We start from the raw sequence: 24,364 nt of genomic DNA, 5'->3' as shown, positions 1-24,364 counted from the left end.
TATCGGCAGCCCGTTCAGCACGAAGGCCGAATCCGGCCACGGAGGCTCCCGTGACTTCGACTTCCACGCCCCCGGGCCTGGCCCGGTTCAACGATCTGGAGGAGCGCGCGGCCCTCGCCGCCCTCCACGAGGCGTGTGCCTCCACCACGTGGGCCCGGCGACTGCTCGCCGCCCGCCCGTACACCACCCCCGAGGACCTCTACGCCGCCGGCGACGCCGCCATGGCCGAGCTGAGCACCGCGGACCTGGAGGAGGCGATGGCCGGGCACCCGCCGATCGGACGGCCCAAGCCCGGCGACCCGACCTCCGCGCGTGAACAGCGCGGCATGGCCGGCGCCTCCGAGGTGCTGAAGACCGAGATGCTCGAGCTGAACCTGGCCTACCAGGAGAAGTTCGGCCATGTGTTCCTGATCTGCGCCACCGGCCGGACCGGGGAGCAGATGCGCGACGCGGTCAAGGAGCGGATCGGGAACTCGCCGGAGCAGGAGCGGGAGATCGTCCGCACCGAGCTGGGCAAGATCAACCGCATCCGACTGGCCCGACTCGTCGAAGAGGACGCCTGACACCATGAGCACCAGCACCACCGCCTCCGTGTCCACCCACATCCTGGACACCTCCGTCGGCCGCCCCGCCGAGGGCGTCGCCGTCGAGCTCAGCGCCCGCAGCGGGCGCGAAGCGGACTGGCAGACGCTCGGCGGCTCCGCGACCGACGCCGACGGCCGGTGCAAGGACCTGCCGGCCCTGCCGGAGGGGACCACACACGTACGGCTCGACTTCGCCGTCGAGGCGTATTTCGAAGAGAGAACTGCGAAGAAGCAAGCCGATGCGCAGCAGGACGCCCCCGCGAATCGGGACAGCGGACCGGCGGTGTTCTTCCCGGAGGTGGCGATCACGTTCGCCGTCGTACCGGGCGAGCACTACCACGTACCGCTGCTGCTCAACCCGTTCGGCTACTCCGTTTACCGAGGGAGCTAGCTAATGCCGACCATCCTGGGACAGAACCAGTACGGCAAGGCCGAGAACCGAGTCGTAAAGATCACGCGGGACGGCGCCACCCACCACATCAAGGACCTCAACGTCTCTGTCGCGCTGAGCGGCGACATGGAGGAGGTCCACTACTCCGGCTCCAACGCCAATGTCCTGCCGACCGACACCACCAAGAACACGGTGTACGCGTTCGCCAAGGAACACGGCATCGAGTCCGCCGAGCAGTTCGGCATCCACCTCGCCCGCCACTTCGTCACCTCGCAGGAGCCGATCCACCGCGCCCGCATCCGGATCGAGGAGTACGCCTGGGAGCGGATCGAGACCTCCGACGCCAACTCCCAGTTCATCGGCGCGGACGAGGTCAAGCACTCCTTCGTCCGCAAGGGCCAGGAGACCCGCGTCACCCAGATCACCTACGACGGTGAGAAGTGGGAGGTCGTCTCCGGCCTGAAGGACCTGGTCGTGATGAACTCGACGAACTCCGAGTTCTGGGGTTACGTCAAGGACAAGTACACGACCCTGCAGGAGGCGTACGACCGCATCCTGGCCACCCAGGTCTCCGGCCGCTGGCGGTTCAACTGGACCGACGACGAGCAGAAGATGCCCAACTGGGAGAAGTCCTACGAGCAGGTCAAGAAGCACATGCTCCAGGCCTTCGCCGAGACGTACTCCCTCTCGTTGCAGCAGACGCTGTACCAGATGGGTGCGCGCATCATCAACAACCGCAGCGAGATCGACGAGGTCCGCTTCTCGCTGCCGAACAAGCACCACTTCCTGGTCGACCTGGAGCCCTTCGGGCTCAAGAACGACAACGAGGTCTACTTCGCCGCCGACCGGCCCTACGGCCTGATCGAGGCGACCATCCTCCGGGACGGCTGTGAGCCGAAGATCCCGGTCGACATGACCAACCTCTGACGCGGGACGCGCGCCCCCGGCCGGGCCACCCGCGCCGGGGACACGCCACACCGGAGGGAACACCATGGCACAGCCTGCGCAGGGGCCCGTCGAAGCCCCTTGTCCCACCCCGCCGGTGCACGCCCATGACGCCGTCACGTCTGTGCACCCGGTGGACGAGAAGCTTCACCTCTCGCGGCTCGCCCCCGTCGCGCTCCGGCACATCGCCGCGATGTACGCGGGCGTGGTCACCCCTGCGCTCATCATCGGCCAGGCCTGCGGACTCGGCCTCGCGGCCCGCACCCGGCTGATCGCCGCGATCCCGCTGGCCGCACCCACCTTCCACGCCGGCTTCCCGGCCTGGGCACAGACCGTGCTCGGCTCCGGGATCAGCGCGGGCGCGCTCGTCGCGGTCCTGCTCAACCTGTTCTTCCACCATCTCGGCACCCGGAGCCGCCAACCGGCCCCGGCACTCAAATCCCCCTAGGGTCCTGCCGTGCCCTCCCGCGGACACCTCTTCGGTCCCTCCGTCCACGGGCCCGCCACTCAAAGACAAGGAAGCACGATGGCACCATCGGCAGACCAGCGCATCGTCATCGAGAACTGTGCGATCGCGACCGTGGACGCCGGCGACACGGAGTACGCCAGCGGACACCTCGTCCTCGCCGGCAACCGCATCGAGTCGGTCGGCGCGGGCCAGGCCCCCGAAGGCCTCCAGAACGTGGTGCGCCGGATCGACGCGAGCGGCCATCTGGCCACGCCCGGGCTGGTCAACACCCACCACCACTTCTACCAGTGGATCACCCGGGGCCTGGCCACCGACCACAACCTGTTCAACTGGCTCGTCGCGCTCTACCCCACCTGGGCGCGCATCGACGAGCGGATGACCTACGCGGCCGCGCAGGGGTCCCTCGGCGTGATGGCCCGCGGCGGTGTCACCACCGCCATGGACCACCACTACGTCTACCCGCACGGCTCCGGCGACCTGTCCGGCTCGATCATCCGGGCCGCCGCCGAGACGGGCGTCCGCTTCACGCTGGCCCGCGGCTCGATGGACCGCAGCGAGAAGGACGGCGGCCTGCCGCCGGACTTCGCCGTCGAGACGCTGGAGGGCGCGCTGGCCGCGACCGAGGCGACCGTCAAGGAGCACCACGACGCCTCCTTCGACGCCATGACCCAGGTGGCCGTCGCCCCCTGCTCCCCGTTCTCCGTCTCCACCGAACTCATGCGTGAGGGCGCCCAGCTGGCCCGCCGCCTGGGCGTACGGCTGCACACCCACGGCTCGGAGACCGTGGAGGAGGAGAAGTTCTGCCACGAGCTGTTCGGCATGGGCCCGACCGACTACTTCGAGTCCACCGGCTGGCTCGGTGCGGACGTGTGGATGGCGCACTGCGTCCACATGACCGACTCCGACATCGCCGCGTTCGCCCGCACGAAGACCGGTGTGGCCCACTGCCCGTCGTCCAACGCCCGCCTCGCGGCCGGCATCGCCCGTGTCCCCGACATGCTGAAGTCGGGCGTCCCGGTCGGCCTCGGCGTCGACGGCACCGCCTCCAACGAGTCCGGCGAACTCCACACCGAGCTGCGCAACGCCCTGCTGATCAACCGTCTCGGCGCCCACCGCGAGGCCGCGCTGAACGCCCGTCAGGCGCTGCGGCTCGGCACCCACGGCGGCGCCGAGGTCCTCGGCCGGGCCGAGCAGATCGGCTCGCTGGAGCCGGGCAAGCTGGCGGACGTGGTGCTGTGGAAGATGGACACTCTGGCCCACGCCTCCATCGCCGACCCGGTGACCGCGCTGGTCTTCGGCGCCGCGGCCCCGGTCACGGCCTCCTTCGTCAACGGCAAGCAGATCGTGGAGAACGGCCGCCTGCTCACCGTCGACGAGGACGCCATCGCCCGCAGCACCCGCGAGGAGGCCCAGCGCCTCGCCCGGATCGCCGCCCAGGCCTGATCCCCACCCACTCCGCCGGTCGCCTCCCCAGGGCGGCCCGCCGGAAGAGACAGGCAGGTCGGCTCGCCGGGCCGAGGTGCCGCAGGACTTGGCAGACCGGCCGACGCGGTCGGCCTGCCGGAAGGCTCCGGCTGGGAGGGACGGCTCCCAGCCGGTCCCGTGGACCCGAGCGGGGTCCACGGAGGCCGTCTCCGGGGCGCGTGTCGACACACGCGCCCCGGAACGGTCACCGCTCGAACCGCTCAGGTGCCACCCCCGTCCCGGTCCCGCACGACCACACGCACCACCTCCATGAAACCCACGTCGACGACGTGTTACCCGCCCGGAGGAGCAGCCGTGGCCGCCCATCCTGTTGACGAGAAACTCCCCGCCCTCAAAATGGCGACCAGCGGCCTGCAGCACGTGGCCGCCATGTACGCCGGGGTCGTCGCACCACCCCTGATCGTCGGCGCGGCCGTAGGCCTGTCCGGCGCCGACCTCACCTTCCTCACCGGAGCCTGTCTGTTCACCGCCGGGCTCGCCACCTTCCTGCAGACGCTCGGCTTCTGGAAGATCGGAGCCCGGCTGCCGTTCGTCAACGGCGTCACCTTCGCCGGCGTCGCCCCCATGACGGCGATCGCCGCCTCCACCAAGGACAAGTCCGACGCGCTGCCGGTCATCTTCGGCGCGGTCGTCGTCGCCGGCCTCCTCGGCTTCCTCGCCGCCCCCTTCTTCAGCAAGGCGATCCGCTTCTTCCCACCCGTCGTCACCGGCTCGGTCATCACCCTGATCGGGGTCTCCCTGCTCCCCGTCGCCTTCGGCTGGGCCCAGGGCCCCGACCCCAGGGCGAGCGACTACGGTTCGACGACCTACCTCACGCTCGCCGGCATCACCCTCGCCGTCGTCCTGCTGCTGCGCCGCTTCACCCGCGGTTTCGTCAAACAGATCGCGGTCCTGCTCGGCCTGATCACCGGCACGCTCATCGCGATACCCTTCGGCGTCACGGACTTCGGTCCCGTCGCCCACGCCGACGTCGTCGGCTTCCCGACCCCGTTCCACTTCGGCACCCCGCAGTTCCACATCGCGGCGATCCTGTCGATGTGCGTGGTGATGGTCGTCTCCATGACGGAGTCCACGGCCGACATGCTGGCGCTCGGCGAGGTCGTCGAACGCCCCGCCGACGAGAGGACCATCGCCGCCGGCCTGCGCGCCGACACCCTCGGCTCCGCACTCAGCCCCCTGTTCAACGGCTTCATGTGCAGCGCCTTCGCCCAGAACATCGGCCTCGTCGCCATGACGAAGATCCGCAGCCGCTACGTCGTCGCCGTGGGCGGCGGGTTCCTCGTCCTGATGGGCCTGTGCCCGATGGCCGCCTCCCTCATCGCGGTCGTGCCCCGCCCCGTCCTCGGCGGCGCCGGCGTCGTCCTGTTCGGCTCGGTCGCCGCGAGCGGCATCCAGACCCTGGTCCGGGCCGCACTGGAGAAGGACAACAACGTCCTGATCGTCGCCGTCTCCCTCGCGGTCGGCCTCATCCCGATCACCGCGCCGGACTTCTACCACGCCTTCCCGCAGACCGCGAAGATCGTCCTGGACTCCGGCATCTCCACCGGCTGCGTCACCGCCGTCCTGCTCAACCTCGTCTTCAACCACATCGGCGGCAACCGTGACGCCGAGGACGTCACCCATCCCATGGAAGCGGGCCAGGAACTCTCGACCGCCCACTGAGAACCGGCGCGGGGTACGCAGGACGCCGTACCCCGCGCCGCGCTGTGGCAGGCGATCGGCGCACGGTGGCCGTCGTACGCGGCCTAGGGGGTGAGCTTCCTGCCCTCGCCTCCCGCGCCCTGTGGTGGCACCCCGCCCGCCCGCCGGAACCCGGCCTGACACGGGGTCAGCGCCGGCAGCCGGCCCGTGGCGTACGAGCGGGGCGGGACCCCCATCAGGGACCGGAAGTCGGACGACATGTGTGCCTGGTCGAAGTAGCCGGTCGCGGCCGCCAGTTCGGCCCAGCGGGCACTACCCGCCCGGGTGGCCACCGTACGGACACGGTCGATACGGGCGTAGTGCTTCGGGGACACCCCGACGCCCTCGGTGAACAGGTTCCGCAACTGGCGTTCGCTGACGGCCAGTTCCCGGGCCACCTCCCTCACCCGCGTGGGCTCCCGGTCCGCCCGCACGGACAACGCCTCCACACCCGCGCGCAGCAGCGCCGCCCGCGCCGGATCCACGGCGGCGGACAGCAGCCCGGGCAGCACCTCGGCGAGACGCGGCCCCGCCTCCCGCGGATCCAGCCGGCCCAGCTCACGCGCGAGCCGGCGCCCCGCAGCGCCCGGCAACTCGTCCAGTGCCACGGCCCGGCCGAGCAGGTCGGCGGCCGGAACACCCAGCAGGGGCCGGGCCGTACCCGGTGCGAGGCGCAGCTCCACACACGAGACATGGGCCTTCCCCTCGTGGTACGAGGCCCTCACACGCGGCCCGACAGCCAGCACCTCACGCCGCCCGTCGGCCGTCATCCGCAGCACCACCTTGGTCGCCGCGTCGGGCAGCTGGACGAACGTCTCCTCGGGCGGCTCGGCGAAGGTCAGGGTCCGCAGCCCGGCGATCCATGGGCGCAGCACCTCGGGCGTGGTCGGAGCCTGCTCGGCGGTGGTCATCGGCACCCCTCCACCGTAAGCGCCCCCGAACGCCGTCCGGGCGGGCCGGCCGTGCCGGAATTTCCAAGAGCCGAGCCCCTCGACGGGCCCATCGTGGTCCTCATGATTCTGGTGACGGGTGCCACGGGCACCATCGGCGGTGACGTCGTACGACAGCTGGCCGCACGCGGCGAGAAGGTGCGCGCACTCACCCGCGACCCGGCGCGGGCACAGGTACCCGCCGGCGTGGAGGTGGCGCGCGGCGACTACCGCGACCCGGCGTCCCTGGACGCCGCGCTGGCGGGTGTGACGGCCGCCTTCCTGCTCCGGCCGCCCGGCCCCGACGAGGGACAGGACGCGGCGCTGGTCGCGGCGGCCCGCGCGGCGGGCGTCGGCCGGCTGGTGAAGCTCTCCGCGATCGGCACCGGGGATGCCGCCTCCGGGCCCTCCGGGCTCTGGCACCTGGACGGCGAGCGGGCCGTGCGGGACAGCGGAGCCGCATGGACGGTGCTGCGGCCGTCGTCGTTCGCCTCCAACACGCTGAGCTGGGTCCAGGCACTCCGGGCGGGCGAGCCGGTGCCGAACATGACCGGGGCCGGCGCGTCGGGCGTGGTCGACCCGCGCGATGTGGCCGCGGTCGCCGTGCGGGCCCTGGTCGAGGGCCGGCACGCGGGGCGCACGTACACCCTGACCGGGCCCGAGGCGATCGACGTCCCCGGCCAGGCCGCCGTGCTCGCCGAGGTCCTGGGCCGCCCCGTCGCGGCACGGAACCTGTCGCCGGAGCAGACCCGCGACTTCCTGCGCACCGCCTGGGGCTTCGACGAGACCCGGGCGGACGGCGTCCTGGCCGGCCTCGCGTTCGTCCGCGCCGGCGGCAACGCGGTGGTCACCGAGGATGTACCCGAGGTCCTGGGCCGGCCGGCGCGGTCGTTCCGGGAGTGGGCGCAGGACCACAGGGACGCCTTCGGCGACGCCTGACGGGCACGCCCGGGGACTACAGGCCGAACAGGGCGAGGTCCGTGGTCAGTTCCTCGAACACCTTTCGAGGGTCGGACACCAGTTTGCGCTCCTTGAGGTCCAGGAGGCCGCCCACCGCGCTCACCTCGGCCGCCAGGGTGCCGTCGGCCTTCCGGATCTCCTGGACGATCCGGAAGGTCTTCCCTCCGTCCCACTCGAACCCGCAGCTCACGTCGACCTCGTCACCGGCGAGCAGTTCACGCCGGAAGCGGATGGTCGTCTCCAGCGACACCGGACCGACCCCCCGGCCCATCAGGCGGGCCTGGCTTATGCCGGCCGCCTGCAGTAACGACCAGCGGGCGTGCTCCGCGTAGTTGAGGTACACGGACTGGTTGAGGTGTCCCTGGGTGTCGGTCTCGTAACCGCGGACGGTCACACGGACGGAAAAGGCCTCGGTCACTGCTTGTCCCTCTCGTGTTCGGAACCGGGATCGATCGATCTTGGCATGCCGCTCACACCCGGCGCGGCGAGGCCAGCAGATAGCGCACCCTCGTCCGCGGTTCGGTGTACTCCCCGGCCTGCCAGCCCGCGTCCGCGAGCGTCACCGCGCAGGCCGCCAGGCTCTCCGGGTCCGGCGCGTACACGGCGACGGCCTCCGGCTGCGGGGTCGCGCGGACCCGGTAGCCGTCCGCGTCCCCGCCCGCCGGACGGTGCCCGGCCGCCTCCAGGGCGAGCGCCACCGCCCGCACCAGATGCGTGCGCTCCCATCCGCACGGCCGGTCCACCGCGCCGTCGGAGTTGGTCATCCGGCGCAGCTCCAGCAGCCCCTGCCAGGCACTGCGCACCTCCCGCAGGCGTGCCGGCCCCGCCGCGGGCGGCCCCTGCTCGCCACCGGTCCGGGCCGCGAACACGCCCCCGGCGGGCGCGGGATCCTCGGCCACCGCGGTCTCCTCGGCCACCGCGGTCTCCGCCTCCCGTGTCCGGTGCCCCGCGGGCGTCAGGAAGTACGCGTGCGGGGGCCGGGGGTGACGGAAGGCCAGCCCCCGCTCGACCAGCGCCGCGAGCTGCGCCCGCGTACCGCGCAGCCGCCCGGTCACTGGATCGGCGGCCTCGATCAGACGCCGCTGCGCGGCGGTCGGCGGTCGTGTCACAGCGTGCTCCCCCGGTGCCGTCCTCTGTCCGGGGCCGCCCGTCCGGACGACCCGTTCCGCAGGGTACGGTCCGGGTCTGACAACGAGGGGAGTCCGCGTATACAGAGGGCTGTACGCAACCGTCAGCGGACAGGCTTCCGTACACGGTCGCCCGTCTACCGCCGCCGGTGTGCCACGGCCCGCGGCGCCCTACTCCTGCGGCCGGATGTTCCAGCCCGCCACCACCGGCCGCCCGTGCTCCGTGCCCAGCCGGCACAGTGCCCCCGTCGCCAGCTGGAACAAGGCCCCGTGCTCGGGCGGGAGGCCGAGGCGGCGGGCGGTCAGGACGCGCAGGAAGTGACCGTGGGCGATCAGGACGACGACGCCCTCGGTGTTCGCGAGGGCGGCGTCGGCCTTGGCCAGCATCCGGTCGGCGCGCTCGCCGACCTGCTCCGGGGACTCGCCCGGATGCTCCGGCGGCCCCGGGGGGACCCCGTCCGTGAACAGGAACCAGCCGGGCCGGCCCCGCTGGATCTCCACGGTGGTCACGCCCTCGTAGCCGCCGTAGTCCCATTCGCGCAGGTCGGCGTCGATCCGGGCGTCGTGGACCCCGATGAGTTCGGCGGTCTCCCGGGCCCGCTGCAGGGGACTGACGAACGCGGCCCCGATCCGGTGCGAGCGGATCAGCGGCACCAGTCGGCGCGCCTCCTCACGCCCGTGCTCGGTGAGAGGTACGTCGGTCCAGCCGGTGTGCCGTCCGGACCGCGACCACTCGGTCTCACCGTGCCGGACCAGAAAGAGGTCACCCACGTCAGCGCCCTTCCCGCTCGCCTGTCAGCACGGTGTCACAGGGAGGCCGCGGCCCGCAGGACGGACTGCGCCAGACGGCCGTTCTCCGGAGCGGCGCCCACCCCGGAGGGGAAGGAGAACCGGCGCCGGGTGTAGGCGTACGCGATGCCGTTCGCCGGGTCGGCGAAGCCCAGCGAGCCGGTCGCACCGCTGTGCCCGAAGGTGCCGGGGTCGAGGAACGGGTAGAGCGCGGGGGTGTGCTCGAAGCCGCGCGCGAAGTGGTTCTCGCTGCCGGTGACCAGGTCCGGCCCGCCCGGGGTGCGCAGCTCGCCGAACAGGGCCGCGGTCGCGGGCGTGAGCAGCGGCGGCCGGCCGTCCACGGTGGAGATGGCGGCCGCGTACATCCCGGCGACGCCGCGCGCGTTGCCCACCCCGCCCGAGGAGGCCGGCCCGAGGGCCTTGACCCGGGGGTGGTTGCCGAAGGCCACCAGGTCGGTCGGGGCCGGGCCGTGCGCGTTGAAGGCGATGCCCCGGATGCTGTCCGGAGCCGCCGCCCGCTCCTTCAGCAGCGCGGCCTCCTGGGGGGTCGGCACCAGCGGCTGGACGTCCACCCAGCGCGGCTCCGCCGCGGCGGGCAGCCCCAGGTGGTGGTCGAGCCCGTACGGCGCCCGGATGCGCTCCTCGTACAGTTCCTGGATCGACCGGCCGGTCGCCCGGCGCACCACCTCGCCGGTGAGGGCGCCGATGACGAAGGCGTGATAGCCCCAGGCGCTGCCCGGCTCCCACAGCGGCCTGCGCGTCGCCAGCCGGGCCGCGACGACCCGGTCGTCGGCCAGCTCCTCGACGGTGAAGGGCTGTTCGGGGTCGCTGACGAGTCCCGCCCGGTGCTCCAGCAGCTCGCCCAGCGTCAGCCGGGCCTTGCCGTGCGTGCCGAACTCGGGCCAGTAGGCGGCCACTTCACGGTCGAGGTCGAGCACCCCGTCCTGGACGAGCAGGGCGACGACGAGGTGCGCCGCTCCCTTGGCGATGGAGTACAGGGTCGTCAGCGAGTCACCGTCGATGCCGTCGCCGCCCCACAGATCCACCACGCGCCGCCCGTGCCGGTACACCACGAGCTGGGCGCCCGGGTCGTCCCGTTCCCCGGCGAGCACGGCCGCGAACTCCTCACGTACGCCCTCGAATCCCTCTGCCACCGTGCCGTGCACATCGATCGGCATGTGTCGCTCCCCCTGTCCGTTGATCACCAACAGGGATCGTCAACGGCGGCCGGCCGCGGGGCATTCCCGGCGGCTCAGGTGCCCGGCAGGACCAGTGTGTTCTCGGTGCCGAGGGCCTTGGCGCCGGTACCTGCGTACAGCGTGGTCTCGCCGTCGGACCAGCGCACGACCAGGTCGTTGCCGGTGTGGTCGGAGGTGAGGTCGCCGGTGGTCATGACCTGGGCGTGCGGCCAGGTGCCGTTCGGGCCGAGCAGCCGGGACCGGGTGCCGGGCCCGGCGGCCGAGACACCGGTGTAGCTGTCGAGGGAGCCGTCGGACCAGCGCACGAGCAGGTCCGAGCCGGCCGTGCCCTTGAAGGCGCCGCCGCTCAGCAGCGCGGCCTTGGTCCAGGTGCCGTTCGCCGCGAGGAGCCGCTTGCCGGTGCCGAAGGAGCCGGAGCGGATCCCCGTGTACAGCAGCAGCGTGCCGTCGGACCGCCGCGCCAGCACATCGGTCGCACCGTCGGCCCCGTGGAACTGCCCGGCGGTGAGCTGTACGACGTTCTTCCAGTCGGAGCGGGGCTTGGCCATCTGCACCTCCCTGCCGATCCCGGAGGCGCCGAGGTCCGGGTAGAGGGTCGCCTCGCCGTCCGACCAGCGCACCAGCAGGCCCGGGCGGCCGCCGGTGAACGTCCCGGCGGTGATGTTCCGGGCGTGCGTCCAGGTGGAGTTGGCCTTCAGCAGCCGCTTCTCGGCACCGAACGCACCGTCGCCGTCTCCCGGGTACAGCGTGACCCCGCCGTCGGACCAGACGACGAGCAGGTCGCCGTGGCCGTCACCGGTGTAGTCCGCGGAGGCCATCAGCGCGGCCTTCTGCCAGCGGGCCGCCCCACCGGGCAACTGGAGCCCCTGGTAGGGCGGCAGACCGGCGGCCGGGTTCTGGTTCGCCACCGCGGCGGCGAGGAGGTTGGCGGCGTCGGTGCCGAACGCGGGGGCGTAGCTGATGTAGTCGACGTTCGCGTCGTTGCCGCCGCCGTTGTAGCCGCCGAGGTCGCCGATGACGTGACCGGTGCCCGCGTCGTCCTTGTAGTCGGTGATCCACGGGCTGCCGGACACGCCGCCGTAGTAGCCGCCGCAGGTCATCGACATCTGCCGGTAGCCGGGGAGCTGCTTGGTCGGCACGGTGCACTTGACGGCGCGTCCGGCGGCGTTGTGCCGGTAGGCGGGGTAGCCGACGACGGTGACGTTCTTGTGGGTGTATCCGGACGCGCGGGTGAAGGTCAGCCCGCCGCCGACCGCGTCCTGGAGACTCTGGCCGCGCTGGTTGGCGGAGACCCGGGCGAACGCGGTGTCGAGGTCGGACGCGGGCTTCTTGGTGGTCGACGATCCCCTGTCGGGCACGTACCGGGGGTCGATGAAGATCCGCTGGATGTGGAAGATGCCGTAGGGCTGCCGGTCGGGGCTCGCGCCCTTCACGAACTTGGGGACGAAGACGTAGTCGCCCTTCATGTTCAGCGCGCAGTGGGCGGCCGTGAGGACGATGTTCCTCGCGGGGGTGTCGATCACGCTGCCGGTGCAGTGCCAGGTGGTGCCTCCCGGCCCGTCGGACCCGAAGAACGTGCCCACCAGCCGCGTCCCCGGGAACAGGGTGCCCTGCGGGCGGCCCGCCGCCGCGGCCGACGGACCGGGTCCCGCCGGCCGGGCCCGGTGCCCGTCCAGCGGCGCCGCGTCCGCCATCCGCTGCGCGGTCCAGAACCGCGCGGCCTGCCGCGCCTCCTGCCCGGCCGAAGGCGCCGGCGGCGCGGCGGTCGCGGCCTGCGCGGGCGCCATCCCGCCCCCGAGGGCGGCGCCGCACACCACGGCGACGGTCGTCCGGCGTATGCGCGACGAGGACGGTTTTCTGGACGAGATCAACGGTGCTCCCCCTGGTCTGCTGCGGGTCTGCTGGAACCGGACCCGGGGGAACGGCGGCGCGGCGCTGGTCAGACGTGAAGATCCCCCGGTTCGTGCGGGGCGATCTTCGCACAGGCGAGCGAATGTGTGAAACGGGCTACTGCCGGTACCCGCCGAGGAACCGTCCGATCCGGCCGATCGCCGCCTCCAGGTCCTCCGCGTGCGGCAGGATGAGGACGCGGAAGTGGTCGGGGGAGGGCCAGTTGAAGCCGGTGCCCTGGACCACCTGGATCTTCTCGCGCAGCAGCAGGTCGAGGACGAACTTCTCGTCGTCGTGGATCCGGTGCACCTTCGGGTCGATGCGCGGGAACGCGTACAGCGCGCCCTTGGGCTTCACGCAGGACACGCCGGGGATCTCGTTGAGCTTCTCCCAGGCCACGTTCCGCTGCTCGTGCAACCGGCCGCCCGGAAGCGTCAGTTCGCGGATGGACTGGCGGCCGCCGAGCGCGGCCTGGATGGCGTACTGGGCCGGCGCGTTGGCGCACAGGCGCATGGAGGCCAGCATGGTCAGGCCCTCCAGATAGTCCTTCGCGTGCTGCCGGGGGCCGGTCACGACCAGCCAGCCGGAGCGGAAGCCCGCCACCCGGTAGGTCTTCGACAGGCCGCAGAAGGTGAGGACGACCAGGTCGGGGGCGAGGGCGGCGGCCGAGTGGTGGACCGCGTCGTCGTACAGGATCTGGTCGTAGATCTCGTCGGCGAACACCATCAGGCCGTGCCGGCGGGCCAGGTCCAGGATGCCCTCGACGACCTCCTTCGGATACACCGCGCCCGTCGGGTTGTTGGGGTTGATGATGACCACGGCCTTCGTCCGGTCCGTGATCTTCGAGGCCATGTCGGCCAGGTCCGGGTTCCAGTCGGCCTGTTCGTCGCACAGGTAGTGGACCGCCTTGCCGCCGGCCAGGGTGGTCGCGGCGGTCCAGAGCGGGAAGTCCGGGGCGGGGATGAGGATTTCGTCGCCGTCCTCGACCAGGGCCGTCACTGCCATGGAGACCAGCTCCGAGACGCCGTTGCCCAGGAAGACGTCGTCCACGCCGACCTCCAGGCCGAGGTTCTGGTAGCGCTGGGCGACCGCCCGGCGGGCGGAGAGGATGCCGCGGGAGTCGGTGTAGCCGTGCGCCTGCGGCAGCATCCGGATCATGTCCTGGAGGATCTCCTCCGGTGCCTCGAAACCGAAGGCGGCGGGGTTGCCGGTGTTCAGGCGCAGCACGCTGTGCCCGGCCTCCTCCAGTGCGTTGGCGTGCTCGATCACCGGGCCGCGGATCTCGTAACAGACCCCGCTGAGCTTGTTCGACTGCCGGAACTCCATGGACCCCTCCGGAAACTCGTGTTGCTTGGTTTTACCAAGTTCGAGCTTGGAAAGTCCAACAACGTGTCTAGACTGCGTCGCATGTCACCACGCCGAAGCTACGACCAGTACTGCTCCGCAGCCCGCGCCCTCGACCTCGTCGGCGACCGCTGGACCCTGCTGATCGTCCGCGAACTGCTGGCCGGCCCGCGCCGCTACACGGACCTGCACGCGGACCTGCCCGGCGTGAGCACGGACGTACTCGCCTCGCGGCTGAAGGACATGGAGCGCGACGGCCTCGCCACCCGCCGCCGGCTGCCGCCGCCGGGTGCGGCCTACGTCTACGAACTCAGCGAGCGGGGGCGGGGGTTGCTCCCCGTGCTGCAGGCCCTGGGCAACTGGGGCGAGGCCGAGCTGGGCGAGCGGCGGCCGACCGACGCGGTCCGCGCCCACTGGTTCGCGCTGCCGCTGCTGCGCGCCCTGGAGGGGGAGGGGATCGTGGCGGTGCAGCTGGAGGAAGGGGAGTTTCATCTGCGCGTCGGCGCGCAGGAGGGCCCGGTGTACGGCGACGGCCCCGCGCCCGGCGCGGCCGACGCCCGGCTGGCCCTGGACGCGGCGGTCTGCGAGGCCGTGGCCCGCGGGGAGTTGACGCTGGCCGACGCCGTCCGGTCCGGCCGGGTGACGGTGAGCGGCGAGGGCACGCTCGCCAAGGCGCTGCGGGAGGTGTGACACGCAAACGGAAGGCCCGCCGGCGGCGGGCCTTCCGGTGCGTCTGCTCAGACGCTCGGCGGCACCCGGGACGGCCGTCCCGATCCCCGCGTCAGCGCGTACCCGCCGATCCCGGCGAGCGCCGCGAGCACGCCGCCGATCGCGGTCCACACCCAGCGGTCGGACCACCAGCCGGAGGACCAGCCGTCGTCGGAGCCGAAGCTGGACAGCACCGCCGTCTTCGAACCGTCCCCGTCCTTCTCGGACCTGACGGCGATCCCGGGCACCAGCGGCTTGCCCAGCGAGCCGTCCACCGCCGCCGCGCCGCCGATGTCCTTGGAGTCCACGCGGACGTCGGCGCTCACCGCCTTGCCCAGGTCGGCGGAGCCCAGGTCCACGACCGTCAGCCGGATGTAGTACGTCCCCGGCAGCGGGTCGTCGGCCCACGGCTCCGACCAGCCGCGCACGGTCCGCAGCACACAGGCCAGGTCCACGGAGGACGCGTCCTGCCCGGCCGTACGGGACGCCGCCCCGTACTGGCAGGCCTGGCGCCGCCGCAGCCCGTCGTACACGTCGATCTGCCAGGTCTGCGCCCCGTGCGTCGCCGGCAGCTTCACCGTCGCCTTGACGGTGGGCCGCTGCCCGGTGTCCGCGGGGAACGACCAGTACAGGTAGTCACCCGTCGAACCGGACGCCGTGGCCTGCTGGCCCTGCCGCAGCTCCGTCGCCGTACGGAACGAGGTGCCCGCCTGCGTGGGCGCCTTGCCGTCGTCGGAGGCGCCGGGAGACGGGGAGGAGTCGGCCACGGCCGGTCCGGCCGCGAGGCCCAGCGCGAGCAGCGCCGTACTCAGCACACGTGTGATCCGCATCAGTTCGTCCTCCAGACCGCGACCCGCCAGCGCGACAGCCAGCCCCACAGCAGACCCGCCAGGAAGCCGGTCAGCACCAGCGCGCCCAGCAGCCACCAGCCGCGCCCGAGACCGAAGGCGGCCACGTCATGGTGCCCGGACGGCCCGTCCACGACGTCGACGGTCAGCTCCAGCGGCAGACCCGGTGTGGTCTTCACACCCGCCGCGGCCGAGAAGGAGTGGGTGACCTGGAGACACACCGTCTCCGCGGGCGCCGTGTCGTCGTCGCTGTCCGCCTTCGGATAGCGCAGACCGGTGGAGATCACGTCCGTACGGCCCGTGCCGGCGGCCTCGCCGCGCACGATCTCCCGTCCGTGCGAGGTCACCGCCCGCAGCAGCACCCCGTAGTCCGGGTTCACGGCGCGGTCGTCGGCCACGCTCACCGAGGCCCGCAGCTCCCTGCCGGGATCGACCTCGACCTTGTACCAGCGCTGCTGCCCGAACTCCTGACGGTCCGTGTACAGCCCGGACTTCAGCGTCGGCGCCTTCTCGCAGCTCGCGGCGCCCTCGGTGGCCACCGGTGTCACCACCGGATCGGCCGCCCGGTCCACCAGCTGCCCGACGCGGTCCGACAGCTGCTCCCTGTGCCGGACGTCGGTGTAGGTGCCGCCGGTGGCGTCCGCGATGCAGCTGAGCTGGTCGCGGGTCTTGGCGTCCGGCACCAGCCCGAGGGTGTCGATGGTCAGTCCGATGCCCTTGGCGGCTATCTCGCGGGCCACCTCGCACGGGTCGAGCGGCTGGCAGGTGTCCTCGCCGTCGCTGATCAAGACGATACGGCGGGTCCCTTCGCCGCCGTTCAGGTCGTCCGCCGCCTTCAGCAGCGCGGGCCCGATCGGCGTCCAGCCGGTCGGCTGCAGCGTGGCCACCGCCGTCTTGGCGTCGGTCCGGTTCAGCGGCCCGACCGGGTAGAGCTGCGCGGTGTCCTTGCAGCCCTCCTTGCGGTCGTCGCCGCGGTAGTTGGCGCCCAGGGTGCGGATGCCGAGCCGGACCTCCTCGGGGGTCGCGTCCAGCACCTCGTTGAACGCCTGCTTCGCCGCGGCCATCCGGGAGTCGCCGTCGATGTCCCGCGTGCGCATCGAACCGCTGACGTCCAGCACGAGTTCGACCTTCGGAGCGGCCGCCTGCGTCTCGTCGGCGACGGCTCCGCCGGGGAACGCGACCCCGGCCGCCAGGGCGGCGAGCAGAGCACAGACGCCCGCCGCCAGCCGTTGTCTTGTGATCATCGGCGGATCCTATGGAACGGACGGGCCGGGCTCCAAAACGAGCGGGTTCGGCAGGGACGTCCACTGGTCGCCCGGGATCCGCGGGGACAGCCGCATCAGGGTCAACGCCTTGGCCGGCAGCGGGCCTTCGCGCAGGAAACGCGCGTCGGCGGTGTCCGGGAGGTCCGCCACGGCGGCGGACAGGGCCGCGCCCAGCGCCGCGCCCGACCCCGCCGTACCGGCCAGCGCGCCCGCCACCAGGGAGCCGAACAGCTTGCGGCGCAGGGCCGTTTCGTCGTCGGTGATCAGGCGCCCGGTGAGCGCCGGCGGGACGATGCCGTGGCGGGTCAGGCGGGCCGGGCTGATCCGGATGTCGGCCAGATCGCGGTAGACCAGCCGCAGCGGGGTGCCGTCGGCGGCCAGCACCACCAGCAGGTTCTGGCCGTGCGCCTCCAGGGCCACACCGAGGTCGAGCAGGCGCAGGCCCACGGTCAGCGCCAGGCGGGCGAACGCGGCCGTCCAGGCGGGGGTGTCCGGCAGGCCGGTGGCGGGGAGCGCGGCCACCGGCAGGACCCGTTCACCGGGGCCCGCGTACGCCTCGGGCGACTCGCGCAGCAGCGCGGCCAGGTCGGGGGAGTGCGCCGAGACGGCGCCCAGCGTGCGGGTGATGTGCAGCAGGCCGTCGGTGCGCGCCGCCAGCTGCGCGGCGAGGGCGGACAACGGCGCCGCGGCCTGGACCGAGTACAGGGAGATGTCCCGCACCGAGGACGTCAGCCGGGCGCTCAGGGCGGTCTTGACGTGTACGCGGCCCGGCAGCGCGAGGGTGCGCAGGGACAGCAGCGGACGGCCGGGGCGCCAGGGGTCGTACGAGCGCTCCAGGACGTGGTCGGCCTGCCACGGGTGGACGGGCACCAGCAGCCGTCCGCCGTCGCGCAGTTCCTCCGGCCAGTCACCGCTCACCAGGCACTCGGCCGCGGGCACCGGCACCGTCCCCAGCTCCACCACCGGCCGGTGCTCCGGTCCGTACGCCAGTTGGTCGGCCACCGAGAAACCGGGCCGGGAGCGGCAGGCGGGGTGGTACGGATGCCCGTCGGTCACCCGCTGCTCCCACTCCCAGTCCTCGGCCGGGGGGACCCCCAGCGGCCACTCCTTCGAGTGATCCGCACCGGCCCGCGACAGCGCCAACGAGGCGACGCTGCCCGCCAGTTCGGCGGCGAACGCGGCGCCGTGCGGCACCGCGAGGGCGGTCATCAGACCGGCCGGATCGACATGGCGCTCCCGGTCCAGGCGGACGCCGGTGACGTAGGCGCTCGTGGCGTACGGGTCCGCGTGCGGGCCGTACAGCGTCCGGCCGTCGGCGAGCCGCAGCGCCAGGCTGTGCGCGCCGTGCACCCGGCCGGTGACCCACGCCAGCGGCTCGTGGGCCAGCGCCCGCCACAGCCGGGTCAGCACGGCGGCACGGGCGCCCGGCAGTTCCGCCGTGTACCGGGGCAGCAACGCCGGCCGGACGGCGGCCAGCTCCTCGGCGACCTGGGCTTCGGTCGTGGGGGGACGGTGCACGGTCGGCTCCTCGGTTGCCCGCTGCACGCGGGACGGTTGTCAGGGACGACAGACATACTGAGCGCGACGACCCCCGATGAAACGAACGGATCGCGTGGACCTCACACCCCCCACCGACGCCGTCGGCCGCCGCGCCGACGCCTACGCGGCCGCGCCGCTGCTGAACTGCCTGCTGCGCGAGGTGGCCGAGCCGCTCCCGGCCCCCGGTGGCCGGTGGGTGCACCGGTTGCCGAGCGGGCGGCTGCTGCGCGTGCGCGCCGGCCGGCGTCCCACCGACCCCGAGGTGCGCGCGGCCGGGGGCTGGCACCGCGTCGGGCACACCGAACTGGTCAAGCTGGTCGCCGAGGAGCTGCGCCGGCACACCGGGCTGCCGGGCGGCGACCTGCCCGCCGAGATGGTCGACAGCCGGGACGCGGTCGCCGCGCTGCTCACCGCCCGCGCCCGGGCGACGCCCCCCGCGGACCCCTATCTGCTGTCCGAGCAGTCACTGATCACCGGGCACCCGTGCCACCCCGCCCCCAAGGCGCGCGGCGGCGGCCCGGTCGCGTCCTGGCTGCCGTACGCGCCCGAGGCGCACGCCCGTTTCCCGCTGGTGCTGCTCGGTGTCCGCGAGGACCAGGTGGCCGAGGAGGGCGACACCGGTGCCCTGGACGCGCTCGGCACCGCCCCGCCCGGCTACCGGCTGCTGCCGGCCCATCCCTGGCAGCTGGAGCTGGTGGGCCGGGAGCTGGCCGAGGCCTTCGCCGACGGCCGTCTGCTCCGCCTCGGCGAGACCGCCTTCGACGCCTGGCCCACGGCGGCGGTCCGCACGGTGTACGCGCCGCCGCGTGACCTGTTCCTGAAGTTCAGCCTGGACGTCCGCATCACCAACGACATCCGCCGCCTGTGGCGCCATGACCTGCGCCGGCTGCGCCGCACCGACACGGCGGCCGGGCACGCCTTCACGGCGCTGGCCCCGCCCGCGGCCTGGCTGAGCGACCGCGGCTACCGCACGGCCGCCTTCGCCTTCGAGGAGCTGGCCGTCCTCGTCCGCGACGGCCTGCGCGAGCGCCTGCTGCCGGGCGCCACCCCGCTGCTCGCCGCCGCCCTCGCCGAGGGCTTCGACGGCAGCCCGCTGGCCCGTGCGGCCGACCCGGCGGCCTGGTGGGCGGCGTATCTGCGCCAGGTCGTCCCGCCCGCCCTGGCGGCCTTCGACGAGCACGGCGTCGTCCTGGAGGCCCACCTCCAGAACACCCTCGTCGCCGTGGACGCGGCCGGCACGCCCGTCCAGGCGCTGTTCCGGGACGCCGAGGGCGTCAAGCTGCTGCCGGACGTGAGCAGGGCCGCGGGCTGGGAGCGGCTGGTCTACTGCCTGGTGGTGAACCACCTCGCCGAGATCGCCGCCGCCCTCGGCGAACACCACCCGGGATTCGACCCCTGGCCCGCCGCCCGCGACGAACTCGCCCGGCACCCGCTGCCCGAGGTCCCCGCCCTGCTCGCCTCGCCCACCCTGCCCGGCAAGACCAACCTGCTGCTGCGCTGGACCGGCGCGGACGGCGCGGACGCCCGCTATCTGCCCCTGCCGAACCCGCTGGCGGGTCGCTGACCCGCGCTTTCTACCGGGCGGTGCCGAAGTCCTGGGTCCAGTAGCTGCCCGGCTGCGCGAGACCGACGCCGATCTCCTGGAACGAGCAGTTGAGGATGTTGGCCCGGTGTCCGGGGCTGGACATCCAGCCCGCCATGACCTCGTCGGCGGTGCCGTATCCATAGGCGACGTTCTCGCCGTAGGCGCTCCAGTCGTAGCCGGCGCCCGTGATGCGGTCGCCCGGGGAGGAGCCGTCGGAGCCGGTGTGCGACATGTTCTGGTGGGCCGCCATGTCCGCGCTGTGGGCCTGCGCGGCCTTGGTCAGCGCCGGGTTGAGGGTCAGGGCCTGGCAACCGGCCTTGGCGCGCTCGGCGTTGACGAGCTGCACGATCCGCGCGACGACCCCGGACGCCGTGGCGGTGGCCTTCGGCGTGCTCGGTGCGGCCTTCGGGGTGCTCGGTGCGGCCTTCGGCGTGCTCGGCGTGGCTTTCGGGGTGCTAGGTGCGGCCTTCGGCGTGCTCGGCGCGGCAGGGGCCGCGGGCACGGCGGTGGTGGCCCTGGGCGGGCGGGGAGCAGGCGTCCGCGCGGGCGTGCGGACCGTGACCTTCGTGCCGGTGCTCGGGTGAGCGGTGGCGCGGGGCTCGGGGGACACGGTGGTCCGCGGTGTGCCGGCGTGGTGGTGGTGATTGCGGTGGTGATGCCAGTGGGCGTGCTGCCACCGCTGCTGCGGCGTGCTCGTCGCGGCGACGTCGGACGGGTCCGCCGTGCCGTACGGCCAGTCGGAACAGGCCAGGGCGACGGACGGCACCCCCACCGCGCCGATGGCGACGGCGGCGATGACTATCCGCCGGAGATGCTGTGTCCTGCGGTGCTTGCCCATGCGTGAACCTCACTCGGTGATCGCCGGGCGCTCATTCTCAGGACGCCCGCACAAGGAGCGCAAAGGGCCGTGCTACTACGCCGGCTAGGAGGCCCGGCCGCCCCTTGCCAGGCGAGCCGAGGAATGCAGACTTCGCGTTCGCGATGTTTGCTCACTGCTGGCGGCGCGTCAGAACCGCTCTGCTGGAGAGGAATCCGGGAGACCGGCGGGCGGGCGGCGAACCGTCGCCCGTAGATCACCCCAAGCCCACGGCAAGCCGGACAAATCCCATATGTCACCGTGGCTGTCTCTACTAGTCCGCATGGTTAGTAGCCCGGGTTCGTGTGACAGACCTCACCCTCGGCGCCCCTGAGAGGTGCAGCGCCTACCCTGAACGACGTGCTGCGCGACGTGACTGCTGTTCGATACGTGACCCCGCTGCGCTCCGGCGGCTCGGTGCCCGGAGTCGTCGAGGCCGACGACGACGGCACGTACGTCGTGAAGTTCACCGGCTCGGCGCAGGGGCACAAGGCGCTGGTCGCCGAGGTGATCGTCGGCGAACTCGCCCGCGCGCTCGGCCTGCGCTTCCCCGAGCTGGTCCTCGTCCACTTCGATCCGGCCATCGCCGCCGGCGAACCGCACCAGGAGGTGCGGGAGCTGCACGGCGCGAGCGCGGGCGTCAATCTCGGCATGGACTATCTGCCGGGCGCCCGGGACTTCACCCCGGAGATCGCGCAGACCTTTCCCGTCGACCCGCTGGAGGCCGGCCGGATCGTCTGGCTGGACGCGCTGACCGTCAACGTCGACCGCACGGTCCACAGCTCCAACCTCATGGTCTGGCCGACGTTGGGCACCGCACCGCCGCGCCTGTGGCTCATCGACCACGGCGCCGCCCTCGTCTTCCACCACCGCTGGGACACCACGGCCCCGGGCAAGAGGTACGACTTCCGCCGGCACGCCCTCGGTCACTACGGCCCCGACGTCCGCGCCGCCGACGCCGAACTCGCCCCACGGGTGACCGAGGAGCTGCTGCGCGGGATCGTCGCCGAGGTCCCGGACGCCTGGCTGGCCGAGGACGCCGGCTTCGCGGCCCCGGACGACGTGCGCGCCGCCTACGTCGACTACCTCCTGGCCCGCGTCCGCCTGTCGCACCAGTGGCTGCCCGCCGACTTCCCGAGCCGCGAGCAACTCGCGGCCGAGGAGGCCGCCCGTGCGGCGAGGACACAGGCGGGCCGCCCGGACTGGCTCAAGCGCGTCCCCGACCTGCACGGCAAGCCGGCGGCGGAACAGGACTGGTCGGCGCACCTGGGCTGAGCGCGCGCGAGCGGCCCCGGGACGCTGCCCGGAGCCGCTCGACGCGCCGTGGCGCCCGGTGTGTCAGCCCTTGAGCTGCTCGTACGCCGGCAAGGTCAGGAAGTCGGCGTAGTCGTCGTCCAGGGAGATGTGCAGCAGCAGGTCGTGGGCCTCCTGCCAGTGGCCGGCCGCGAAGGCCTCCTCGCCGATCTCCTGGCGGATGTCGGACAGCTCCTCGGCGGCGACCTTGCGGGCCAGCTCCGGCGTGGCCTTCTCGCCGTTCTCGAACTCGACGCCCGCGTTGATCCACTGCCAGATCTGGGAGCGGGAGATCTCGGCGGTGGCCGCGTCCTCCATGAGGTTGAAGATGGCGACCGCGCCGAGCCCGCGCAGCCAGGCCTCGATGTACCGGATGCCGACCTGGACGGCGTTGACCAGCCCGGCGTACGTCGGCTTCGCGTCCAGCGAGTCGATGGCGATCAGGTCGGCCGCCTCGACGCGGACGTCCTCGCGCAGCCGGTCCTTCTGGTTCGGCCTGTCGCCGAGGACCTTGTCGAAGGACTCCATGGCGATCGGGACGAGGTCGGGGTGGGCGACCCAGGAGCCGTCGAAACCGTCGTTCGCCTCGCGGTCCTTGTCGGCACGGACCTTCTCGAAGGCCACCTTGTTGACCTCGGCGTCCCGCCGGGAGGGGATGAAGGCCGCCATGCCGCCGATCGCGTGCGCGCCGCGCTTGTGGCAGGTGCGGACCAGGAGTTCGGTGTACGCCCGCATGAACGGGGCCGTCATCGTGACCGCGTTGCGGTCCGGCAAGACGAACTTGGCGCCGCCGTCACGGAAGTTCTTGACGATCGAGAACAGGTAGTCCCAGCGGCCGGCGTTCAGCCCCGCGGCGTGGTCGCGCAGTTCGTAGAGGATCTCCTCCATCTCGTACGCGGCCGTGATCGTCTCGATCAGGACGGTGGCGCGGACGGTGCCCTGCGGGATGCCGACGTAGTCCTGCGCGAAGACGAACACGTCGTTCCACAGGCGGGCTTCCAGGTGCGACTCGGTCTTCGGCAGATAGAAGTACGGGCCCTTGCCGAGGTCCAGCAGCCGCTGGGCGTTGTGGAAGAAGTACAGGCCGAAGTCGACCAAGGCGCCCGGGACGGCACGGCCGTCGGCGTCGGCCAGGTGCCGCTCGTCCAGGTGCCAGCCGCGCGGGCGCATGACGACGGTGGCCAGCTCCTCGTTCGGCCGCAGGGCGTACGACTTCCCGGACGCCGGGTCGGTGAAGTCGATGCGGCGGGTGAAGGCGTCGATCAGGTTGACCTGGCCGAGGACCACGTTCTCCCAGGTGGGCGCGGAGGCGTCCTCGAAGTCGGCGAGCCACACCCGTGCGCCCGAGTTGAGCGCGTTGATGGTCATCTTGCGGTCGGTGGGGCCGGTGATCTCGACGCGCCGGTCGTTCAGCGCGGCGGGAGCCGGGGCGACCTTCCAGGAGTCGTCCGCGCGGATGGCGGCGGTCTCGGGCAGGAAGTCGAGCGTGGAGGTGCGGGCGATCTCGGCGCGGCGGTCGGCCCGGCGGGCGAGGAGTTCGTCACGGCGCGGGGTGAACCGTCGGTGCAGCTCCGCCACGAAGGCGAGCGCCGCGTCCGTGAGGACCTCTTCCTGCCGGGGCAGGGGCTCGGCGTCGACGATGGCCAGCGGAGACGGCGCTGGTGCGGACATGAGCTGTCACTTCCTTCAGCGGTGGCACCGGGTGCCAAGAGGCACGAATAGGGCAAACAGCGCCCGCTGTGCGGTCAGGCGCTTCTGAACAGTGGATAGTAGTTTCCTCATTGTGGAACTTCAATGGTTTGTTGATGTCGAGATTCTCTGAGTCGAGGCAAGGTGGCGCCCAGTGCCACCCTCTTCACTCAAGGTGGCGCAGGTCGGCCTCGGTGTCGATGTCGTACGGCTCGGCCACGTCCGCGCACTCCACGAGCCGGATGTGCCCGGCGTGCTCCGTCAGGTAGGCGCGGGCCCCGCGGTCCCCGGTGGCCGTCGCCGCGATGCCCGGCCAGTGGGCCGCGCCGAAGAGCACCGGATGCCCGCGCGTGCCGTCGTAGGCGGCCGAGACCAGCGATTTCTCGTCCTCGTACGCGCCGAGCACCCGCGCCACGGCCGCCGCCCCGATACCCGGCTGGTCGACGAGGCTGACCAGCGCCGCGCGGGCCCCGGTGCCGGCCAGCGAGGCCAGTCCGGCCCGCAGCGAGGAGCCCATGCCCTCGGCCCAGTCGGGGTTGTCCACCAGCACGCAGCCGGTCAGGTCGGCCCGCGCCCGCACGTCGCCGGCGCGGGCGCCCAGGACGACGTGTACGCGCGCGCATCCGGCCGCGCGCAGCAGCCCGACCGCGTGCTCGACCAGCGGGCGCCCCCGGTGCTCCAGCAGCGCCTTGGGGCGCCCGCCGAGCCGTCTGCCCCCGCCGGCGGCGAGCAGCAGCCCGGCGACCTCCTCGTGATGCTTGTCCGTCATGCGTCCTGCATACCTGACGC

Annotated in this window: 22 protein-coding genes and 1 pseudogene; 10 read left to right on the top strand and 13 right to left on the bottom strand. The window is 72.7% G+C overall.

The genetic code is table 11. The features are described from left to right. Positions 1–50 precede the first annotated feature (50 nt). The 6 genes and pseudogenes from uraD to IO33_RS0124200 all read left to right on the top strand — a co-directional run bounded on the left by uraD (position 51) and on the right by IO33_RS0124200 (position 5,536). Positions 51–563 (top strand): 2-oxo-4-hydroxy-4-carboxy-5-ureidoimidazoline decarboxylase, encoded by a 513-nt coding sequence (uraD, locus tag IO33_RS0124230; protein ID WP_031168478.1) that lies wholly within the window; start codon positions 51–53, stop codon positions 561–563. A 4-nt stretch (positions 564–567) separates the two neighbouring features. Continuing rightward, positions 568–975 (top strand): hydroxyisourate hydrolase, encoded by a 408-nt coding sequence (gene uraH / locus IO33_RS0124225; protein ID WP_031168477.1) that lies wholly within the window; start codon positions 568–570, stop codon positions 973–975. A gap of 3 nt (positions 976–978) precedes the next feature. Beyond that, complete coding sequence (gene pucL, locus IO33_RS0124220) at positions 979–1,902, top strand: factor-independent urate hydroxylase (RefSeq protein WP_031168476.1); 924 nt, start codon at positions 979–981, stop codon at positions 1,900–1,902. Positions 1,903–2,200: 298 nt separating this feature from the next. Continuing rightward, positions 2,201–2,368: pseudogene (locus tag IO33_RS53810) on the top strand (purine permease); the annotation flags it as partial. Positions 2,369–2,446: 78 nt separating this feature from the next. Next, positions 2,447–3,832 carry an 8-oxoguanine deaminase gene (locus IO33_RS0124210; RefSeq protein WP_031168474.1) on the top strand — a complete coding sequence of 462 codons (1,386 nt, stop codon included), beginning with the start codon at positions 2,447–2,449 and terminating at the stop codon, positions 3,830–3,832. 336 nt (positions 3,833–4,168) lie between these two features. Then, positions 4,169–5,536, top strand: coding sequence for a nucleobase:cation symporter-2 family protein (locus tag IO33_RS0124200; protein WP_031168473.1), 1,368 nt, complete (start codon positions 4,169–4,171; stop codon positions 5,534–5,536). 83 nt (positions 5,537–5,619) lie between these two features. On the opposite strand, the gene IO33_RS0124195 is transcribed toward IO33_RS0124200, so the two are convergent. Then, complete coding sequence (locus IO33_RS0124195) at positions 5,620–6,465, bottom strand: helix-turn-helix domain-containing protein (protein WP_051926919.1); 846 nt, start codon at positions 6,463–6,465, stop codon at positions 5,620–5,622. 102 nt (positions 6,466–6,567) lie between these two features. Here IO33_RS0124195 and IO33_RS0124190 point away from each other — a divergent pair, with 102 nt between their 5' ends. Further along, a complete protein-coding gene (locus tag IO33_RS0124190) occupies positions 6,568–7,422 on the top strand; it encodes an NAD(P)H-binding protein (RefSeq protein WP_031168470.1) in 855 nt (284 codons plus the stop codon). A 16-nt stretch (positions 7,423–7,438) separates the two neighbouring features. Here the strand turns inward: IO33_RS0124190 and IO33_RS0124185 are convergent, their stop codons facing one another. The 6 genes from IO33_RS0124185 to IO33_RS0124160 all read right to left on the bottom strand — a co-directional run bounded on the left by IO33_RS0124185 (position 7,439) and on the right by IO33_RS0124160 (position 13,774). Next, a complete protein-coding gene (locus tag IO33_RS0124185; RefSeq protein WP_031168468.1) occupies positions 7,439–7,861 on the bottom strand; it encodes an acyl-CoA thioesterase in 423 nt (140 codons plus the stop codon). A gap of 52 nt (positions 7,862–7,913) precedes the next feature. Continuing rightward, positions 7,914–8,552, bottom strand: a complete 639-nt coding sequence (locus IO33_RS0124180) for a hypothetical protein (protein WP_031168466.1) — start codon at positions 8,550–8,552, stop codon at positions 7,914–7,916. A gap of 189 nt (positions 8,553–8,741) precedes the next feature. Beyond that, positions 8,742–9,341 (bottom strand): histidine phosphatase family protein, encoded by a 600-nt coding sequence (locus tag IO33_RS0124175; protein ID WP_031168464.1) that lies wholly within the window; start codon positions 9,339–9,341, stop codon positions 8,742–8,744. 35 nt (positions 9,342–9,376) lie between these two features. After that, positions 9,377–10,537 (bottom strand): EstA family serine hydrolase, encoded by a 1,161-nt coding sequence (locus IO33_RS0124170; protein WP_031168462.1) that lies wholly within the window; start codon positions 10,535–10,537, stop codon positions 9,377–9,379. A 74-nt stretch (positions 10,538–10,611) separates the two neighbouring features. Beyond that, complete coding sequence (locus IO33_RS0124165) at positions 10,612–12,429, bottom strand: trypsin-like serine peptidase (protein WP_245235859.1); 1,818 nt, start codon at positions 12,427–12,429, stop codon at positions 10,612–10,614. 136 nt (positions 12,430–12,565) lie between these two features. Then, complete coding sequence (locus IO33_RS0124160; RefSeq protein WP_031168458.1) at positions 12,566–13,774, bottom strand: pyridoxal phosphate-dependent aminotransferase; 1,209 nt, start codon at positions 13,772–13,774, stop codon at positions 12,566–12,568. Between the two features lie 81 nt (positions 13,775–13,855). Here IO33_RS0124160 and IO33_RS0124155 point away from each other — a divergent pair, with 81 nt between their 5' ends. Continuing rightward, on the top strand, positions 13,856–14,482 hold the full coding sequence (locus tag IO33_RS0124155; RefSeq protein ID WP_031168456.1) for a winged helix-turn-helix transcriptional regulator: 627 nt from the start codon (positions 13,856–13,858) through the stop codon (positions 14,480–14,482). Positions 14,483–14,529: 47 nt separating this feature from the next. Here the strand turns inward: IO33_RS0124155 and IO33_RS0124150 are convergent, their stop codons facing one another. The 3 genes from IO33_RS0124150 to IO33_RS0124140 are packed head-to-tail and all read right to left on the bottom strand — an operon-like array spanning position 14,530 to position 18,131. Continuing rightward, on the bottom strand, positions 14,530–15,330 hold the full coding sequence (locus tag IO33_RS0124150) for a hypothetical protein (RefSeq protein ID WP_031168454.1): 801 nt from the start codon (positions 15,328–15,330) through the stop codon (positions 14,530–14,532). Then, complete coding sequence (locus tag IO33_RS0124145) at positions 15,330–16,592, bottom strand: VWA domain-containing protein (RefSeq protein WP_031168452.1); 1,263 nt, start codon at positions 16,590–16,592, stop codon at positions 15,330–15,332. The genes IO33_RS0124150 and IO33_RS0124145 overlap by 1 nt, the downstream gene beginning before the upstream one ends. A 9-nt stretch (positions 16,593–16,601) precedes the next feature. Continuing rightward, on the bottom strand, positions 16,602–18,131 hold the full coding sequence (locus tag IO33_RS0124140; RefSeq protein WP_031168450.1) for an IucA/IucC family protein: 1,530 nt from the start codon (positions 18,129–18,131) through the stop codon (positions 16,602–16,604). 76 nt (positions 18,132–18,207) lie between these two features. Here IO33_RS0124140 and IO33_RS0124135 point away from each other — a divergent pair, with 76 nt between their 5' ends. Further along, complete coding sequence (locus IO33_RS0124135; protein WP_031168448.1) at positions 18,208–19,716, top strand: IucA/IucC family protein; 1,509 nt, start codon at positions 18,208–18,210, stop codon at positions 19,714–19,716. Between the two features lie 10 nt (positions 19,717–19,726). On the opposite strand, the gene IO33_RS0124130 is transcribed toward IO33_RS0124135, so the two are convergent. Beyond that, positions 19,727–20,575 carry a CAP domain-containing protein gene (locus IO33_RS0124130; RefSeq protein ID WP_031168446.1) on the bottom strand — a complete coding sequence of 283 codons (849 nt, stop codon included), beginning with the start codon at positions 20,573–20,575 and terminating at the stop codon, positions 19,727–19,729. A 378-nt stretch (positions 20,576–20,953) separates the two neighbouring features. On the opposite strand from IO33_RS0124130, the gene IO33_RS0124125 reads away from it, so the two are divergent. Further along, positions 20,954–21,868 carry a HipA family kinase gene (locus tag IO33_RS0124125; RefSeq protein WP_031168444.1) on the top strand — a complete coding sequence of 305 codons (915 nt, stop codon included), beginning with the start codon at positions 20,954–20,956 and terminating at the stop codon, positions 21,866–21,868. Positions 21,869–21,931: 63 nt separating this feature from the next. On the opposite strand, the gene aceB is transcribed toward IO33_RS0124125, so the two are convergent. After that, positions 21,932–23,557: a malate synthase A gene (aceB, locus tag IO33_RS0124120; RefSeq protein WP_031168442.1), complete on the bottom strand. Its 1,626-nt coding sequence runs from the start codon at positions 23,555–23,557 to the stop codon at positions 21,932–21,934. 184 nt (positions 23,558–23,741) lie between these two features. After that, the gene (locus IO33_RS0124115; protein ID WP_031168440.1) at positions 23,742–24,344 is read right to left on the bottom strand and encodes a nucleotidyltransferase family protein; all 603 of its coding nucleotides are present in this window, start codon (positions 24,342–24,344) and stop codon (positions 23,742–23,744) included. Positions 24,345–24,364 lie beyond the last annotated feature (20 nt).

Origin of the sequence: Streptomyces durhamensis (genome assembly GCF_000725475.1) — a bacterium.
GTDB lineage: Bacteria > Actinomycetota > Actinomycetes > Streptomycetales > Streptomycetaceae > Streptomyces > Streptomyces filipinensis.
The sequence above is the reverse complement of the archived record's forward strand: the minus strand, read 5'-3'. Positions and strand labels throughout refer to the sequence as shown.

Coding starts and splice junctions, on each gene's coding strand:
- uraH (WP_031168477.1), top strand. CDS start 568: ATGAGCACCAGCACCACCGCCTCCGTGTCCACCCACATCCTGGACACC.
- pucL (WP_031168476.1), top strand. CDS start 979: ATGCCGACCATCCTGGGACAGAACCAGTACGGCAAGGCCGAGAACCGA.
- IO33_RS0124210 (WP_031168474.1), top strand. CDS start 2,447: ATGGCACCATCGGCAGACCAGCGCATCGTCATCGAGAACTGTGCGATC.
- IO33_RS0124195 (WP_051926919.1), bottom strand. CDS start 6,465: ATGACCACCGCCGAGCAGGCTCCGACCACGCCCGAGGTGCTGCGCCCA.
- IO33_RS0124190 (WP_031168470.1), top strand. CDS start 6,568: ATGATTCTGGTGACGGGTGCCACGGGCACCATCGGCGGTGACGTCGTA.
- IO33_RS0124170 (WP_031168462.1), bottom strand. CDS start 10,537: ATGCCGATCGATGTGCACGGCACGGTGGCAGAGGGATTCGAGGGCGTA.
- IO33_RS0124160 (WP_031168458.1), bottom strand. CDS start 13,774: ATGGAGTTCCGGCAGTCGAACAAGCTCAGCGGGGTCTGTTACGAGATC.
- IO33_RS0124155 (WP_031168456.1), top strand. CDS start 13,856: ATGTCACCACGCCGAAGCTACGACCAGTACTGCTCCGCAGCCCGCGCC.
- IO33_RS0124150 (WP_031168454.1), bottom strand. CDS start 15,330: ATGCGGATCACACGTGTGCTGAGTACGGCGCTGCTCGCGCTGGGCCTC.
- IO33_RS0124145 (WP_031168452.1), bottom strand. CDS start 16,592: ATGATCACAAGACAACGGCTGGCGGCGGGCGTCTGTGCTCTGCTCGCC.
- IO33_RS0124135 (WP_031168448.1), top strand. CDS start 18,208: ATGAAACGAACGGATCGCGTGGACCTCACACCCCCCACCGACGCCGTC.
- IO33_RS0124130 (WP_031168446.1), bottom strand. CDS start 20,575: ATGGGCAAGCACCGCAGGACACAGCATCTCCGGCGGATAGTCATCGCC.
- aceB (WP_031168442.1), bottom strand. CDS start 23,557: ATGTCCGCACCAGCGCCGTCTCCGCTGGCCATCGTCGACGCCGAGCCC.
- IO33_RS0124115 (WP_031168440.1), bottom strand. CDS start 24,344: ATGACGGACAAGCATCACGAGGAGGTCGCCGGGCTGCTGCTCGCCGCC.